Origin of the sequence: Halorubrum trapanicum, assembly GCF_017873555.1 — an archaeon.
In the GTDB taxonomy this organism is placed as follows: Archaea; Halobacteriota; Halobacteria; order Halobacteriales; family Haloferacaceae; genus Halorubrum; species Halorubrum trapanicum.
The window spans coordinates 157,472-172,281 of record NZ_JAGGKE010000006.1 but is presented as its reverse complement, the minus strand read 5'-3'; the positions used below and the strand labels follow the sequence as shown (position 1 = coordinate 172,281).

General features: G+C 69.3%; 16 protein-coding genes and 1 pseudogene. 9 read left to right on the top strand and 8 right to left on the bottom strand.

The features are described from left to right. Positions 1-93: 93 nt before the first annotated feature. A complete protein-coding gene (locus J2744_RS08830; protein ID WP_209546865.1) occupies positions 94-372 on the bottom strand; it encodes a DNA-directed RNA polymerase subunit L in 279 nt (92 codons plus the stop codon). Positions 373-429: 57 nt separating this feature from the next. On the opposite strand from J2744_RS08830, the pseudogene J2744_RS08825 reads away from it, so the two are divergent. After that, positions 430-932, top strand: a pseudogene (locus tag J2744_RS08825) (GNAT family N-acetyltransferase); the annotation flags it as partial. A 111-nt stretch (positions 933-1,043) separates the two neighbouring features. Here J2744_RS08825 and J2744_RS08820 read toward each other — a convergent pair. The 4 genes from J2744_RS08820 to J2744_RS08805 are packed head-to-tail and all read right to left on the bottom strand — an operon-like array spanning position 1,044 to position 3,855. After that, the gene (locus J2744_RS08820; RefSeq protein WP_209546863.1) at positions 1,044-1,691 is read right to left on the bottom strand and encodes a 30S ribosomal protein S3ae; all 648 of its coding nucleotides are present in this window, start codon (positions 1,689-1,691) and stop codon (positions 1,044-1,046) included. Then, on the bottom strand, positions 1,688-2,056 hold the full coding sequence (locus J2744_RS08815) for a KEOPS complex subunit Pcc1 (protein ID WP_209546861.1): 369 nt from the start codon (positions 2,054-2,056) through the stop codon (positions 1,688-1,690). Before J2744_RS08815 ends, J2744_RS08820 begins: the two co-directional genes overlap by 4 nt. 1 nt (position 2,057) lies before the next feature. Further along, on the bottom strand, positions 2,058-3,347 hold the full coding sequence (locus J2744_RS08810) for an exonuclease RecJ (RefSeq protein WP_209546859.1): 1,290 nt from the start codon (positions 3,345-3,347) through the stop codon (positions 2,058-2,060). Between the two features lie 40 nt (positions 3,348-3,387). Continuing rightward, positions 3,388-3,855: a 30S ribosomal protein S15 gene (locus J2744_RS08805; protein WP_209546857.1), complete on the bottom strand. Its 468-nt coding sequence runs from the start codon at positions 3,853-3,855 to the stop codon at positions 3,388-3,390. 389 nt (positions 3,856-4,244) lie between these two features. On the opposite strand from J2744_RS08805, the gene J2744_RS08800 reads away from it, so the two are divergent. From J2744_RS08800 to J2744_RS08775, 6 genes are all read left to right on the top strand, one after another. After that, positions 4,245-5,804 (top strand): Na+/H+ antiporter NhaC family protein, encoded by a 1,560-nt coding sequence (locus J2744_RS08800; protein ID WP_209546854.1) that lies wholly within the window; start codon positions 4,245-4,247, stop codon positions 5,802-5,804. Beyond that, complete coding sequence (locus J2744_RS08795) at positions 5,801-6,067, top strand: DUF7513 family protein (protein WP_209546851.1); 267 nt, start codon at positions 5,801-5,803, stop codon at positions 6,065-6,067. Before J2744_RS08800 ends, J2744_RS08795 begins: the two co-directional genes overlap by 4 nt. 175 nt (positions 6,068-6,242) lie before the next feature. Then, complete coding sequence (locus J2744_RS08790) at positions 6,243-7,433, top strand: ABC transporter substrate-binding protein (protein ID WP_209546848.1); 1,191 nt, start codon at positions 6,243-6,245, stop codon at positions 7,431-7,433. A gap of 4 nt (positions 7,434-7,437) precedes the next feature. After that, positions 7,438-8,547: a FecCD family ABC transporter permease gene (locus tag J2744_RS08785; RefSeq protein ID WP_209546845.1), complete on the top strand. Its 1,110-nt coding sequence runs from the start codon at positions 7,438-7,440 to the stop codon at positions 8,545-8,547. Then, positions 8,547-9,413 carry an ABC transporter ATP-binding protein gene (locus tag J2744_RS08780; RefSeq protein WP_209546842.1) on the top strand — a complete coding sequence of 289 codons (867 nt, stop codon included), beginning with the start codon at positions 8,547-8,549 and terminating at the stop codon, positions 9,411-9,413. Before J2744_RS08785 ends, J2744_RS08780 begins: the two co-directional genes overlap by 1 nt. Before the next feature lie 143 nt (positions 9,414-9,556). After that, positions 9,557-10,429, top strand: coding sequence for a helix-turn-helix transcriptional regulator (locus tag J2744_RS08775; protein WP_209546839.1), 873 nt, complete (start codon positions 9,557-9,559; stop codon positions 10,427-10,429). Between the two features lie 25 nt (positions 10,430-10,454). Here the strand turns inward: J2744_RS08775 and J2744_RS08770 are convergent, their stop codons facing one another. Both J2744_RS08770 and J2744_RS08765 read right to left on the bottom strand, forming a co-directional pair. Beyond that, positions 10,455-10,880 carry a metal-dependent transcriptional regulator gene (locus tag J2744_RS08770; RefSeq protein WP_209546836.1) on the bottom strand — a complete coding sequence of 142 codons (426 nt, stop codon included), beginning with the start codon at positions 10,878-10,880 and terminating at the stop codon, positions 10,455-10,457. 47 nt (positions 10,881-10,927) lie between these two features. Continuing rightward, a complete protein-coding gene (locus J2744_RS08765; RefSeq protein WP_209546833.1) occupies positions 10,928-11,662 on the bottom strand; it encodes an FAD-dependent oxidoreductase in 735 nt (244 codons plus the stop codon). 245 nt (positions 11,663-11,907) lie between these two features. Between J2744_RS08765 and J2744_RS08760 the strand changes: the two genes are divergently transcribed. Further along, the gene (locus J2744_RS08760; protein ID WP_209546901.1) at positions 11,908-12,591 is read left to right on the top strand and encodes a PHP domain-containing protein; all 684 of its coding nucleotides are present in this window, start codon (positions 11,908-11,910) and stop codon (positions 12,589-12,591) included. A gap of 5 nt (positions 12,592-12,596) precedes the next feature. Beyond that, entirely contained in the window at positions 12,597-13,832 is a 1,236-nt protein-coding gene (locus J2744_RS08755; RefSeq protein WP_209546899.1) for an asparagine synthase C-terminal domain-containing protein, read from the top strand. Between the two features lie 260 nt (positions 13,833-14,092). On the opposite strand, the gene J2744_RS08750 is transcribed toward J2744_RS08755, so the two are convergent. Further along, positions 14,093-14,773: a uracil-DNA glycosylase family protein gene (locus J2744_RS08750; RefSeq protein ID WP_209546830.1), complete on the bottom strand. Its 681-nt coding sequence runs from the start codon at positions 14,771-14,773 to the stop codon at positions 14,093-14,095. Between the last annotated feature and the right edge of the window lie 37 nt (positions 14,774-14,810).

The following is a 14,810-nucleotide window of genomic DNA, read 5'->3' as shown; positions in this document are numbered from 1 at the left end:
GGCGAGCGCGCGGCGAGGAAGCGGCCGCTCGGCAGGGAGTAGCCGCTCGGGTAGAAGCGACGGGGACCGATCGGGACGAAAAGAGGGACCGTCTCAGGCCGCGCGGACCGCGTCGCGCAGCGCGTCCGTGCGCTCGGTGATCGACTCGGCGGCGTCCGCGAGCACGTCGAGCGGGTCCTCCTCCTCCGACTTGACGGTGAGGACCGGCTCGGTCTGGCCGCCCGACTGCTCGGGGTTCACGTCGTAGGTCGCGGCCGCAACGTCCTCCGACTCCAGCAGGGCGCCCTTTAGCACGTTCATGAACGTGTGATCCTCGCCCGCGATCTCGATGTTGAGCTCCGTGTCGGTCTTCTCGATGACCCGCAGTTCCATACCCGAGAGGTCGGGCGAGCGGCGTTTCAAGCTTTCGTCTCCGGGATATCGACGGACGCGGACGAGTCGCACGCGACCCGAAAGGGTATGCCGCTCGCCGACCGGTCCGACGAGGAACTGATCGCGGCGGAGACCGCGTTCCGGCTCGACCTGCTCCGCGAGAACGACGACTGTCGGACGTGGGTCGTCGCGGTCGATCCGGAGGCCGACCCCAGCGACGCCGACCCCGAACGCCTCGACCCCGAGGATCCCGCGCCGGTCGGGGTTCCCGACCCGGACCGCGATCTCGCGGCGTTCCCCTCGACGAGCGTCGACGAGTGCCCCGGAGGTGTTCGACCGCCCCGACCGGCTCGTGATTGGAGACATCTACGTGGCGGATCCGTACCGCGACTCCGGACTCGCGGACCGACCTGCTGGAGCGCGCGGCCGCCGACGCCCGCGAACGCGACTGCGGCGAACTCCGACTCGACGTCGATAACGAGCGAGCGACAGCGTTCTACGAGAGGTGGGGATTCGAGCCGTATCGCCGGCAGATGACGCTCTCTGTCTCGGATGTCTGACGGTGGGACCGCGCGATGCGGCTCGACAGCGGGACCGCGCGATGCGGCTCGACGGCCCGGCCGCTACGCGGTCGATAAACGCAAAACGGGTCGCGTCGGTCGGACGAGTCGTTACTCGTCGGCGTCGACCGCGACTTCGTCGGCGTCGACGTCGACGGCGGTCTCCTCCTCGGCGGCGACCTCGGACGGGCGCGCTTCGAGGGTCAGCTTCTGGACCTCGACGCGGCGCAGCGGGTAGATCTCCTTGGCGTCGCCGTAGATGGCCGACGAGAGGTTCCCGTCGACGATCGCGTCGACGAACGCCTCGAAGGTGCGCTCCTCGGCGGCGGCGTGGACCTTGTCGATCATCACGCGGCGGATCGCCTTCTCCTGCGAGCGATCGGCCTTCTTCGTCGTCAGGGCGACGGGCTGGACGCGGACGCGGTAGTCGTCCGTCGTCAGCACCGTGATCGACGCCTCGACCTTCGAGGCGCCGCGGCGGACGAGCGAGCGCAGGTAATCGCGCGTCAGCTCGTACTTGATGAACTCGGTGTACGCCGAGTCGCTGCCCACGTCGGTGATCTTGAAGGTCAGCTTCGTGTTGTTCGCGTTGGAGTCGCCCGTCAGCTGATCGAGGGTCGTCGTGATCGTGCGGCCGACGACCTGCTGGGGCTCCTCGGCGAGGGTCTCGCCGAGCTCCTGTCGGTCGAACTGTTCGGGCGCCAGCACGTTGTACCAGCGCTTCTGTTCTCTGCTCTTGGATACGGATCGTTCGCTCATGTGTCGGATTGTGTGTCGGTGTCGGTCGTCTGCGGTTCGTCTGCGGAGTCGAGAGTGTCGATGGAGTCGGCGTCCGCGGCGTCGGTTCGCGGCGAATCTCGGTCGGCGTGCGCCCGACCGCGCTCGATGACGCTGTCGGCGACGCGCAGGTTCACGAGATGGTCGTCCAGCGTCGACTGGAGTCCCCCGGTCGTCGGTCGCGCGACGGTACAGGCGACGACGTCGCCGTCGACGCGCGTGCGCATCGAGTCGGTCTCGTCCGGCCCGAGCGCGGCCGCGACCGTCGCGGCGTCGGCGTGCTCGGTCCGGACCGTCGCGGTCCGGTCGGCGTCGTTCGCGGGCGACGGCGCGGCGTCGTCGATCATCTCAGATCGCCTCCCGGAGCGCGGCCAGCGCCGCCGTGATGTCGGGGTCGCCCGTATCGCTCGCGTCCGGTTCGACGGCGATCCCGCCGCGTTGGGGGGTCCCCCAGCCACGGCCGCCGACCTCGCCGGCGGCGGTCCGGCAGGCGTCGCCGAGTCCGATCGGGTCGGCGGCCGCGTCGCCCGCTGCGCGGCCCCCACCGGCGACCGCGTCGCCCGCTGCGCGCCCACCGCCGGCGGTCGCGGCGGCCGCGAGCCGCCCCGCGCTCTCGTCGAGCGCGACCGCGACCGGCTCCGGCGATCGGAAGTCCCGGACGAGCCGGGCGACCGTCGGCAGGACCGTCGGAGACGCGTCGACGCGGGCGACGACGCAGCCGTCGTACCGGCCAACAGTCGCGGCGTCGAGCGCGCGGTGGGCCGCCAGTCCGTGGCGGCGCCACGCGTCGAGCGCGGCCGTCCGGAGCGACGCGTCCGGGTCGCTCGCGAGCGCGAGCGAGATGCCCGTCCCGGGCGCCTCCCGGGCGAGCGCGTCGAGCACGTCGGCGTAGCCGCCGACCGTCTCGAACGGGCCGTCGGTCGCGTACGGGCGGAGTGCGCGCTCGACCGCCGAGGCCGCGCGATCGCTGGCGTCGTCGCCGTCGACCGCGTCGACCGCGACCAGCGACGCGAAGCGCCGGCGGTCGTCGGCGTCGGGGTCGGCCGGCAGTCCCAGCGGGGCGAGCGCGTCGCGCGCCGCCTCTGGGTCGCCGGAGTACCGCGTCGACGCGAGCGTCGAGGCCGCGAGGGCCTCGGCGCGCGAGGGCGCGGCGTCCGCGCCGTCGGTCTCGTCGCCGTCCGCGTTTCCACCGGAGACCGGAAGCGCGACGCCGGGCCGCCGCTCGACACGGCCGGCCCGTTCCGCGGCGTCGAGCGCGTCGCCGGAGCCGTCGGCGCCGGGGATCGACCCGGCCGCGACGACGCCGGCCAGCGCGACGACCGGATCGGGTTCGACGCCGAGCGCGCGGGCGACCGCGAAGGCCGCCGCGCTGGCCGGCTGCCCCCCGCCGTCGAGCGCGTGCGGGCCGCGGTCGACGCCGACGGTCACCGCGACGCCGTCGTCGACGTCGTCGGGGACCGGGTCGGGGTCGACGCGCGCCTGAAACGGCGTGCCCGTCGCTCGGAGCGCTCGCGCGAGCAGCCCCGCGGCCGCGAGCGCGTCGCCGTCGTCGGTCGCGACGAGCCGGACGAACGGCGCGTCTGCGAGGACGCCGGCGAGCGCGTCGGGGGCGGGCGTGGCGGACGTCGCTTCGGTCATGGGTGGGTGGACGTATAATCTGTCGCCGCGTTAAGCCGCGTTACTCCTCGAGGTACTCGACGGCGTTCTCGTAGGTGTACGTGAACTCCTCGTCGATCTCGTCGCCGCGGTAGTAGTTCGCGAGGCGGCGGATCTTCGACTCCGTGTTCTGGAGCGCGCGCTTGTTCTGGTGGTCCTGCCCGTTCTCCTCCATGTGCTCGCGCAGGCGGATCGCCTGCGACATGAGGTTGCGGAGGTCCTCGGGGATGTCGGCGTCGGCGTCGTGTTCCTCGAGGATCTCGGTGACTTTCTTCCCGGTCGCCAGCTTCACGTCCGGGATCGGGACGCCCTTGACGCCCTCGTCGCGCAGCTTGAGGCCGATGACGCTGGGGTCGTGGCCCTGCTCCGCCAGTTCGACGACGCGGGACTCGATGTCCTCGGCGTCGACGTCGCTCCACTCCGGGGTCTCGTCCGTCGCCGGCTTGTCCGAACCGGACGAACCGCGACGGCGCGTGTGCATTCGTGCCATTGTCTGAAATTGGAACGGCACAACCGCAACGTGACCGCGACTCCGCGCGGCGCGGCTACGGACCGCTCGCGGACCGAGCGATCCGAGCGGACGGTCCGCGCGAGCGGACCGCCCGACCGCGACGCCGGAGGCGTCGGCGCACTGCTACATTCCCAAGCCGAGGGCGAAAAGACCCCCAGCACGTCGGATCTGCAGCTGTGCTGTTCCCGTATGAGCCGTCGTCGCCGGGGTTCTTAAGCGTGTTCTTGTGGCCCGAAACGGCGGACGCGTCCGCACACCCACCCCGTTTGCGGGGTCGTTCCGCGCCGTCCGTTTTTGTTCCGGGCGAAATATCCCCGGAAACGAAGGTTTAGGTAGGTTGTCAGTATGCGGAGGCGTGTGAACGACAGATGACCGAAACGAGAGACGCGTCCCCGCCCGCGACCGACGGCGGGGAGCCGCCCGACGGCAGCGAGTTCGGCGTCGATGACGAGCGGGACGACGGCCCACGGATCGAGTTCCGCGGCGGCAAGTGGGCGAGCACGGTCCCGCTCGTCTTCTTCATCTGCTGGGCGATCTTCCAGAGCGGGGTCCTCGGGGTCGGCGGCGCGGACGGGCTGGTGATCGGGGCACTGATCGGGACGATCCTCGGGATGTTCTTCGTGCGCGGGAACTGGAAGACGTACGCGGACACCATCTTCGAGGGGATGACCCAGCGCGTCGCCGCCACGGCGATCGTCGCGTGGCTGTGGGCCGGGATGTTCGCCGACACGCTACAGGTCGGCGGGTTCGTCAACGGGCTCATCTACGCCGCCGACGCGTTGAACGTGGGCGGGGCGACGTTCCCGGCGGCCGCGTTCGTTCTCTGTGGACTGCTCGCGACCGGGATCGGGACGGGGTACGGCGCCACCATCGCGTTCGTGACCCTCTTTTTCCCGGCCGGGGTCCTCCTCGGCGCGAACCCGGTGCTGCTGTTCGCCGCGATCCTCTCGGGCGCCGTCTTCGGCGACAACCTCGCGCCCGTCAGCGACACGACCATCGTGAGCGCGGTGACGCAGGACGCCGACATCGGCGGCGTCGTCGCCTCGCGGTTCAAGTACGCGATCCTCGCCGCGGTTCCCGCGTTCGTCGCCTATCTGATCATGGGCTCGGTGCTGCCGGGCGCGAGCCTCGAGGGCGCGGCCGAACTCGACGCGGCCGCGCCGGGGCTGGTCCACTTGATCTCGATGGGCGTCGTGATCGCGACGGCGGTCGCGGGCCGGCACATCGTCGAGGCGATCTCGTGGGGGATCGTCGTCGCCGTCGCGTTCAACCTCCTGTTCGGACTCTCGTCGGTGAGCGACATCCTCGTGTTCACCGTGAGCGAGGCCGGGACGTTCACCGCGCTCCCGTTCGTCGCGGTCGGCGAGACCACGGGCGTTGGCGGGAGCCTCTACACGGGCGCGACCGGCTTCTTCCCGCTCATCGTGTTGACGCTTTTGATCGTGTCGATGGCGCAGATCATGATCCGCGGCGGCGGCTTCGAGGCGATCCTGGAGTTCCTGTTGAACTCCGTCGCGACCACCGTCCGCCGGGCCGAGCTGACGATGGTCCTCGGCACCGCGACGATCAACGGGATGATCACGATCAACACCGCCGCGGAGATCGCGATCGCCCCGTACGTCGCCCGGATCGGCGAGAAGTTCAACATCAACGGCTACCGGCGGGCGAACATCCTCGACGCGAACACCTCCGCGCTCGGCTACATCTTCCCGTGGGCGGGCGGCGTGCTGGTGGGGTACCAGGTGATGGTCGGTCCCGACGGTCTCGGCGCCCAGTACGGCTCCGAGATGGTCGTCAACCCGATCGAGGTCGTCCCGTACGTCTTCCACGGCTGGTTCCTCGTGGCGATATTCGTCCTCGCCGCGATCACCGGCTTCGGGCGGGAGTACATTCCCGACCGCGTCTCCGAGGAGGTGTCGCGCGCATGAGCGTCTTCGACAAGTTCCTCGCGGGCTGGTCGTTCCGGGGGTCGACGCCGGACTACGCGGCGGGCAACGCCCTCGAAGTGATGGTGACCGGCGAGGGGGACGGCGACCACGTCGCCCGAATCGGCGACTCGACGCTGCGGATCGAGGGCGCGCCGGTGGACGCGGTCGACACCCGGATCATCGTCGACGTGGAGTCGTGGGACGACGCGACCCACACCGGGCGAGCGACCTACCGGAAGACGGTCGGCGAGAGCGCGTTCTGACCGCGGGGAGTCCCCAGCCGATCGTCGTCCCCGCCGGAACGCTTTCGGCGGGACCGCCGTGAGCGGAGCGATCGGGAGACAGAGGGTCATCAACAGCGCCTGATCGGCTGTATCACGCCGTGAACACTCGACAACCACCGAAATACTATTTTGGTTTAGGCCAACCTAAAGCCGCATGCAGAGACGAAAGTATTTGGCCGTCAGCGGCAGCCTGTTCGCAGGCGGTGTCGCAGGATGTACTTCCGATTCGAGTGACGCCGGAAACTCGCAGCCGGCGTCCGAGAACGACACGACCGGGCAACAGCAGGAAAACGAGACGGAAAGCGAGACGTCGTCGGAGTCGGATTCGGAGTCGGAGTCGGATTCGTACAGCGTCACGGTCCAGCCCTACGGCAGCCACACCTTCGAGGAGGTGCCGGAGACGTACCTGACGCAGAACTGGATCGACTTCGGGATGGCGTTCAACATCGCGCCGAAGGCGACGGGCGGGTTCATCTCGCCGAACACCAAGTTCTACGACCTGTTGCCCGGCGTCGAGTGGAACCCCGACGAGATCACGCAGGTCGAGGGGCGCAGCAACTACTCCAAGGAGACGTTCTACCAGGTCGATCCGGACGTCATCCTCGTGGACCCGCGGCACATGGAGTACTGGGCGGACTGGAACGACCAGGACATCCAGGAGATCGCGAACAACGTGGCCCCGTTCCTCGGCTCGCAGCTCCACACGCCGATCATGGGCGAAGACCCGTACTACGACATGTACGAGGCCTTCGAGAAGGTCGCCCAGATCTTCCAGCGCCAAGAGCAGTTCGCGGCGTGGGAACAGTTCCACAACGAGGTCCTCGACGAGGTGCAGTCGCGGCTCCCGCCGGAGGAGGAGCGTCCCACCGCGACGCTGCTCATCAACGGTATCCAGCCGGACAGCGGGAACTTCACCCCCGCGAACATCAACGGGAAGCGCAAGGACACGCACACGCTCCGCCAGCTGGGCGTGAAAGACGCGTTCGCGGACATGAGCGTCGACGGCCAGGTCGGGTACGAGGCGCTCCTACAGGTGGATCCGGACTACATCGTCGAACCGTCGCTGTCGCGGGGGACCTACGACCGGCTCCGGAACCAGATCCTGAGCGGCTTCCAGAACAACAACAAGGGGAGCCAGCTCACGGCGATCCAGAACGAGAACGTGGTTCGCGTCGCCGGGACGTTCATGGGACCGATCATCGAGCTGTTCTCGCTCGAGGCCGGCGCCAAGCAGATCTACCCCGAGGAGTTCGGCGAGTGGCCCGGTCCCGTCGGCGAGCTCTCCGAGGACGAGCAGCTGTTCGACCGGGACCGGCTCACCGACATCATCCTCGGCAACGTCTGACCAGATGTCCGAAGTGTCAGTTCGAAAGCAAGTCTCTGAGCGGTTCACCTACGACTGGATCTCACCGTCGCTGGTGACGGTGGTGCTGGGCAGCCTCGCCGTCCTGGTCGTCTCCACCCTCGCGCAGGTGAGCTTCGGCACGTACCAGCTCACGCTCGGCGAGGCGTGGCGCACGGTCTTAGACCCGAGCGTCATCTTCAGCGTCCGCGCGTGGGAGACGTTCCTGCTCGGCCGGTCGCTCCCCGCGGAGTTCGGCCGGCAGACGCTGGTCGTCTGGAACATCCGTCTCCCGCGGATTCTGGTCGGCGTCCTCGTGGGCGCCAACCTCGCCGTCTCCGGGGCGATATTCCAGGCGATCACGCGGAACGAGCTGGCGTCGCCGTACATCCTCGGGATCAGTCAGGGAGCGGGGCTGGTCATCATCGTCGTCCTGATGTTCTTCCCGGCGATGGCGTCCGCCCTCCCGATACTCGCGTCGATCGGCGGGGCGGTGGCGTTCGTCCTCGTCTACGCCATCGCGTGGAAGAGCGGCGCCAGTCCGGTTCGGCTGGTCCTCGCCGGCGTCATCGTCGGGACCGTGTTCGGGTCGGTCCAGAGCGGCCTGTTCTTCTTCATCGACGACCTCGCGACGGTCATGTCCGCCCGGACGTGGATGGCCGGGTCGCTGATCGGGAAAGACTGGGAGCAGGTCCGACTGGCCCTCCCGTTCACGACGCTCGCGTTGGGACTCGCGCTCCTCATCTCGCGCCAGCTGAACGTCCTCCTCTTGGGCGAGGACACCGCGAAGTCGCTGGGGATGTCCATCGAGAAAGTCCGGTTCGGCGCCTCCGCGATCGGAATCCTCTGTGCCTCGGCGGCGATCTCCGTCGCCGGTCTCGTCGGGTTCGTGGGTCTCATCGTCCCGCATATGGTTCGGAACCTCGTCGGCAGCGACTACAAACCGCTCCTCATCGGGTGCGTGTTCGTCGGTCCCGCGCTCCTCGTCAGCGCCGACGTCGGCGCGCGATTGGCGCTGAACCCGACCCAGCTTCCGGTGGGCGTCATCACCGGACTCGTCGGGGGACCGTACTTCCTCTACCTGATGCGACAGAAGACGAACCTCGGTGAAATCTGATGACACAGCAAATCGATACCGCGAATCACGCGGAACACGCGGAGCACGCGGCAGAAGAGCGCGACGACGACGCGGAGATCGTCGTCTCCGCGAGCGATCTGTCGCTCGCGTATCCGTCGTCCGACGAAGTCGTGGTCTCCTGTGAGACGCTTCGAATTCCGAACGGCGAGGTGACCGCGCTGATCGGGCCGAACGGAAGCGGGAAGAGCACCCTCCTGAAGGCCCTCTCGGATCACCTACACCCGCGAGAGGGAACCGTCCGCGTCGATGGGCGGACCGTGCGGGAGTACGATCAGAAGGAGTTCGCACGGACGCTGGGCCGGCTCTCACAGGAGAACGAATCCCCGGGGGACCTCTCCGTCGAGGACCTGGTGTACCACGGCCGGTACCCGTATCGAGGGTTCTTCGACGGCGTCTCCGACGAGGACGAGGCCGCCGTCGAGCGCGCCATCGACCTGGCCGGCGTCGAACACCTCCGCGAGAGCTCCGTCGGCGATCTCAGCGGCGGACAGAAACAGCTCGCGTGGATGGCGATGGTCCTCGCACAGGACACGGACGTGCTGCTCCTCGACGAGCCGACCACGTTCCTCGATCTGAACCACCAGCTACAGGTGATGGAGACGGTCCGCCGCCTCAACCGGGAGCGAGACATCACCGTCATCGTCGTCTTACACGACATCGCGCAGGCGGCGCGCCACGCTGACCACCTGATGGCCCTCCAAGACGGGGAGATATTCGCCCGCGGAAGTCCGGGGGAGGTCGTCACCGAATCGCTGCTCGCAGAGGTGTTCGAGGTTCGAGCGGAGGTTCAGTACGAGCCGGAGCTCCGGATCCACCCGCAGCAGTCGCTGACCCGACCCGAGTAGGTCCGCCCCCAGTTCGTTCGGATCCCGTTTTATCCGCTCGTACCATCGGAAGGAGAACCGCAAACTTTTCATATTTTTAGGCTGGCCTAATATCTATGGACGAGTCGGGAGCGGACAGGCGGGTTTATAGCATCGCCGCGAGTATGAACCTGCCCGAGGAGGAGACCGACCCGGAGAGAATCGACGGGAGGGTCACGGAGTATCCCGGTGCGATCGAGGACGCCGTCTTCCTCATTCGGTCGGAGCACCGGATACACATCCTCCAGTTACTCTCCGAAGGACCGCACACGAGGGACGCGCTACTGAACGCGACCGGCGTCTCCCGGGTCACGCTGAGTCGGATCCTCTCGGACTTAGAGGAGCGCAGCTGGATCGACCGCAGCTACGCGAACGACGAGTTCTCGATAACGGACGTCGGCGCGGCGATATACGAGGAGCTGGCCGAGCTGATCGAGACGGTCCACGTCGGCAACGAGAAGTCCCACGTGACCGGACAGCTCCCGATCGGATGGCGGGGACTCCAGCTGAGACACCTCGTCGACAGCGAGGTTGTCGTCGACGACGCCGTCGACCCGATGGCCGCGTCTCGGGCCGTCGCGGACGCGATCGCCGACAGTCGGTCGGTGCGCGCGCTGGCGAGCACGGCGACGCAGCTCTCGATGAAAAACGGCCTCGCGGCGAGTCGAAACGGCGCCCGAACCGACGACGAGGTCGTCTTCGACGCGGACGCGACGACCGTCTGTCTGGAGAACGACAGCGTCAGAGACCAGTGGACGGCGCTCGAATCGGCGACGGAATCGCCGACCTTTTTCAGCTCCGACCAGCCGTTCCCCTGCGAGGTGTACCTCGTCGACGACGACACGGCGTTCCTGATGACCTGGGGAGAGACCGAGGGGGACACGACGGTGATCAAATCGGAGAACTCCAGGGTGGTCGAGTGGGCGCGGATAACGTTCCGCAACGTCCGATCGGAGTCGGTCGAGCTGGGAGAGCGGGAGCGCGCGTCCGCGACGTGACCGCCCTCCCGACGGCCGGTCCGACCTACACCCCTTCGAGCGTCTCGTCGCGGGGAACGGCCAGCGGGACGTCCTCGATCGAGACGGTCGAGTACACGCCGGACGGGACCACCTCGGTGAGTCGGTTCGCCGCGCTCGGTCCGAGCGCTTCGGCGACCTTCATCGCCTCGGCCTCGCACGAGTCGATTTTCAGGACGCTGCGGTAGAACCACAAGACGATCGCGTACACCCGACGCGTCGTCACGGCCCGGCTCCGTCCCGCCTCGGTGAGCGTGACGCCCCTGTACGGCTCGTAGGCGACCAACCCGGCGTCGTCGAGGCGCTTGAACTTCTCGGTGACGGCCGCCTGCGACCGATCGAGTTCCTCGGCGACCGCCTTCGTCCGGATCGGCGACGTGCCGCGGCGCGTGAGCGCGTGGATGGCGAGCAGGTACCGGCCGGTGCGGTTCATCTCAGCGGCATTCTGACACCCGTTTCACGCGATACCACCGCATAACGTCAGTCCTCCCCGAGGGACGGGTGCGTCACCTGGTCGTCCGGGTGAACGTCCGCGAACCGGTCCCGGGTCGCCGCGAGCGACCGGTCCTCGCGACGGCGGCGTTCGGCGGGACCGATCTCCTCACAGCCCGGCGGCACCTCCCTGCCGCGGTCGGTGAAGTACCCCTCGGGCGCCGTCCAGTCGTGGTAGAACGGCCGGTCGTCGTCTTCGAGGAGCGTGACCGCGACCTCGGCGCCGTGGCCCGCGCAGACGATCGCCTGATGAGGTTTCCCGGCGACCCGCCCGGCGGCGTACAGCCCGTCCACGCCCGTCCGTCCGCGCTCGTCGGCGTCGACGTACGTCTTTCCGCGCTCGACGATCCCGACGCCGTCGAGCGGGTCGAGGAAGTCCACCTCGCCTTTCGTGGCGACGACGACGTACTCCGCCCGATACCCGTCGCCGTCCGCCGTTTCGACGCGGAAGCCGTCGTCGACCGCGTCGACGCGGGTCACTCGCCCCGAAACGCGGCTACAGCCGGCGTCGTCGGCCTGCTCCGCCAACAGGTCCAGCAACTGTCGCGGGTTGACGCCGGCCGGGAACCCGGGGAAGTTCTCCAGGTGAGCGTTCCGCCGGAGGATCGAGCTCCCCGCGTCGACGATCAGCGTCTCGCGGTCGTGTCTCGCCGTGAACAGCCCGGCCGAGAGCCCGCTCACGCCGCCGCCGACGATGAGAACGTCCGCTTCGGAGCCGGTCATACGCTCACCGCCCGCCGGGTTCGTCCGTCAGTTCGGTCCTCCGTCGCCGCCGAGTGTGGCTGTCTCCGAGATGCGACCATGAGTCGGATTGGGCGAACAGGGAGTTAACGATTTCCGACGTTACGAACGTTCACGGTGTGAACGGAGCGACGCGGTGGGTAACCGACCGCCGACCGGATCGGATCGGGGCGCGGACCGGCGCGCGGACCGGGGCGCTTTTTATGACCACGCACGAACCGAAGCGCGTGCTATCGGTCGAGCTACACGCGCACTCAGCGCTGTCGTACGACGGGCGCGACCCGGTCGAGCTCCTCTTGGAGCAGGCGGCCGCGGTCGGGCTCGACGCGCTCGCCGTCACCGACCACGACGAGATCGACGCCAGCATCGAGGCGGCCGAGAAGGCCCCCGACTACGGGCTGGTCGGCGTCGTCGGCATGGAGGTGACCTCGGCGGTCGGCCACGTCCTCGCGTTCGGTATCGAAGAGGAGATCGAGAGCGGGCTCCCGTTCGACGAGACGCTCGACCGGATCCGCGACCAGGGCGGGATCGCGGTCGTCCCCCACCCCTTCCAGAAGTCCCGCCACGGCGTCGCCGCGCACATCACCGACGAGCAGCTGGCGAGCGCCGACGCCATCGAGGTGTACAACTCCCGGCTGTTCACCGGGCGCTCGAACCGACAGGCCGAGAAGTTCGCCGTGCGCAACGGCGTCCCGATGACCGCCGGCAGTGACGCCCACATCTCCGAGATGGTCGGGCAGGCGGTGACGGAGGTCGGGGCCGACGAGCGCTCCGCCGCCGCGATCCTCGACGGGATCGCCGACGGGCGGACGAGCGTCGTGGGCAAGCGCACCCCGTGGCGGATCTCGCTCAAGCAGTTCGGCGGGGGCGCCAAGCGCCGTGCGCTCCGCGCGCTCGACTCGCTCCGGTGACCGCGATGTCGCCGGCTACGCCTCCCGACGACGTGGACTCCGCTCTCCGAGGCGCCGCCCCGAACCGCGTCCGCGCCGCGCTTCGCGACGGCGACCCCCTTCCCGGCGGCTGTGGCTTCGCCGGTTTCCTGACCGACCCGCCTGACCGGGAGAGTCCGGTCCTCGTCCGCGACGCCCTCGGCCGCCAACCGCTGTTCGTCGAGCGCGACGCGCTCGACCCGGAGACCGACCGGCGACCGACGGACCCCGGCGCGTGGGACTTCGACCGCGGCGCGTGCGACGACCCGAAATCGGTCCCGGCCGGCAGCGTCGTCTCGGCGGCCGGGACCGAACGCGTCTGGCGGCTCCCCGACTCCGAGCCGACGGCGGACCGAGAGGTCGCGCTGTCGGCGGTCGACGACGCCGTGACCGGGGCGCTCGACGATCTCGCGTCCTCGGTTCGGTCCGCGGGCCGGGGCGAGGAGGGCGGCGGCGACCTCGCGGTCGCCTTCTCCGGCGGCGTCGACTCCGGGCTGGTCGCGGCCGCGGTCCCCGAGGCCCCCTGCTACGTCGCCGGCTTCGAGGGGAGCCACGACGTCGCGGCCGCGCGCGACGCGGCGGACGCGATGGGCCGCGACCTGCGAGTCGTCGAGATCACGCACGACGACCTCACCCGCGCGGTTCGCTCGGTCGCGGCCGCGACCGGTCGCCGGAACCCGATGGACGTCGCCATCGCGGTGCCGCTGTACCTGACCGCCGAGGCGGCCGCGGCCGACGGGTTCGACCGCCTCGCGGTCGGACAGGGCGCCGACGAGCTGTTCGGCGGCTACAGCAAGGTCGTCGACCCCGCCGAGGACCCCCGCGTCGACGCCGACACCGTCCGCGGGGCGCGGACCGAGACCGTCCGCACGCTGCCCGACCAGTTAGCGCGGGACGTCCTCGCGCTCCGCGCCGCCGGCGTCGAACCGTCGACGCCGCTGCTCGACGACCGAGTCGTCGCCGCCGCGCTGGCGCTCCCCGACGACCTGCTCGTCGACGGCGACGAGCGGAAGGTCGCGCTCCGGCGCGTCGCGGCCGGGCGCGTGCCGGAGTCGGTCTCCACCGCGGACAAGAAGGCGGTCCAGTACGGCACGTACGTCTCTCGCGAACTCGACCGGCTCGCGCGGCGGGCGGGCTACAAGCGGCGGATGGACGACCACGTCGGGAAGTACGTCGAGGCGCTGTGTAGCGAGGAAAAACCGGCCGGAGAGGGCCGGAACTGACCAAGTCGCCGCGTGGAGTACCAGTCCTGCGGCCGACGCCCGATCGACCGGGCGTCTACTCAGGGATCGGCGGGACAGGTATAAAATACGGGCAGTAGCGACAAATATGACACCGTTGAAGCCGAGACAGAAAACGATCGTCCGTAGAACTGGCCGATTACTGCTGAATCGCCGCATCGGAGGCGCGCTTTGCCGGGGAAAGTTCACGTCTATCCGAGCAAAACCGGCGGATTCCGGGTGCTCACGGGGCGGCCACCGCGTCAGCGGACCAGATACGGGTCGCTGCCGGCGACGAACCGGCCGAGGTCGCTCTCGCGACGGAAGTCGGTCGACCGAAGCTCCTCCAGCGAGGCGACGAGCCGGTCGGCGTCGCCGTCGGTCCAGTCGGCCGGGTCTTTGATCGGCACGACGAGCCAGCCGGCGCCGAGCAGCTCCTCGCCGTGGAGCGCGTCCATGTCGATTTCCGTCTTCCAGGCCCGCGCCGTGTAGGTTTCGAGGACGTGTTCGGTCGCTCGCGCGCCCACCGGGAGGAGCACGTGGGCCGCGATGGCGCGGAGCTCCGCGTCGAAGAACCGCTCCATGTCGTCGTAGGCGTCCTCGTCAGGCGGCTCCTCGCTCGCGCACATGTGGAGGTACGAGAGGAACGTTCGGTCGGTTCGGAGCGGATCGACCGCGGTCGGGTCGCCGTCGCGCGCGACGCCGTCGGGGGCGACCCCCTCGGCGACCCCCGCGATCAGTCCGGCCCCCGAGAGCGCCGACAGGAACGCGGGCGACCATGACTCACCGGTGAAGGGGACGCCCGCCGCGGTCCCGCCGTGGACGCCCGGCCGGTCGCCGACGACGTGGAAGTCGGCGTTGGCGTCGCCGTAGCCCGGGACGAACGAGGGACAGTCGGGACGCATCCCGAAGGGGTTCCGGATCTGGTCCGTGACGTTCTGCACGCGACACGATAGGTGCACAGTCGGTTATATCCTGTTC

Bases quoted from the DNA above. Each gene is read 5' to 3' on its own strand.
- J2744_RS08830 (WP_209546865.1), bottom strand. From the start codon at position 372: ATGGAACTGCGGGTCATCGAGAAGACCGACACGGAGCTCAACATCGAG.
- J2744_RS08820 (WP_209546863.1), bottom strand. From the start codon at position 1,691: ATGAGCGAACGATCCGTATCCAAGAGCAGAGAACAGAAGCGCTGGTAC.
- J2744_RS08815 (WP_209546861.1), bottom strand. From the start codon at position 2,056: ATGATCGACGACGCCGCGCCGTCGCCCGCGAACGACGCCGACCGGACC.
- J2744_RS08810 (WP_209546859.1), bottom strand. From the start codon at position 3,347: ATGACCGAAGCGACGTCCGCCACGCCCGCCCCCGACGCGCTCGCCGGC.
- J2744_RS08805 (WP_209546857.1), bottom strand. From the start codon at position 3,855: ATGGCACGAATGCACACGCGCCGTCGCGGTTCGTCCGGTTCGGACAAG.
- J2744_RS08800 (WP_209546854.1), top strand. From the start codon at position 4,245: ATGACCGAAACGAGAGACGCGTCCCCGCCCGCGACCGACGGCGGGGAG.
- J2744_RS08795 (WP_209546851.1), top strand. From the start codon at position 5,801: ATGAGCGTCTTCGACAAGTTCCTCGCGGGCTGGTCGTTCCGGGGGTCG.
- J2744_RS08790 (WP_209546848.1), top strand. From the start codon at position 6,243: ATGCAGAGACGAAAGTATTTGGCCGTCAGCGGCAGCCTGTTCGCAGGC.
- J2744_RS08785 (WP_209546845.1), top strand. From the start codon at position 7,438: ATGTCCGAAGTGTCAGTTCGAAAGCAAGTCTCTGAGCGGTTCACCTAC.
- J2744_RS08780 (WP_209546842.1), top strand. From the start codon at position 8,547: ATGACACAGCAAATCGATACCGCGAATCACGCGGAACACGCGGAGCAC.
- J2744_RS08775 (WP_209546839.1), top strand. From the start codon at position 9,557: ATGAACCTGCCCGAGGAGGAGACCGACCCGGAGAGAATCGACGGGAGG.
- J2744_RS08770 (WP_209546836.1), bottom strand. From the start codon at position 10,880: ATGAACCGCACCGGCCGGTACCTGCTCGCCATCCACGCGCTCACGCGC.
- J2744_RS08765 (WP_209546833.1), bottom strand. From the start codon at position 11,662: ATGACCGGCTCCGAAGCGGACGTTCTCATCGTCGGCGGCGGCGTGAGC.
- J2744_RS08755 (WP_209546899.1), top strand. From the start codon at position 12,597: ATGTCGCCGGCTACGCCTCCCGACGACGTGGACTCCGCTCTCCGAGGC.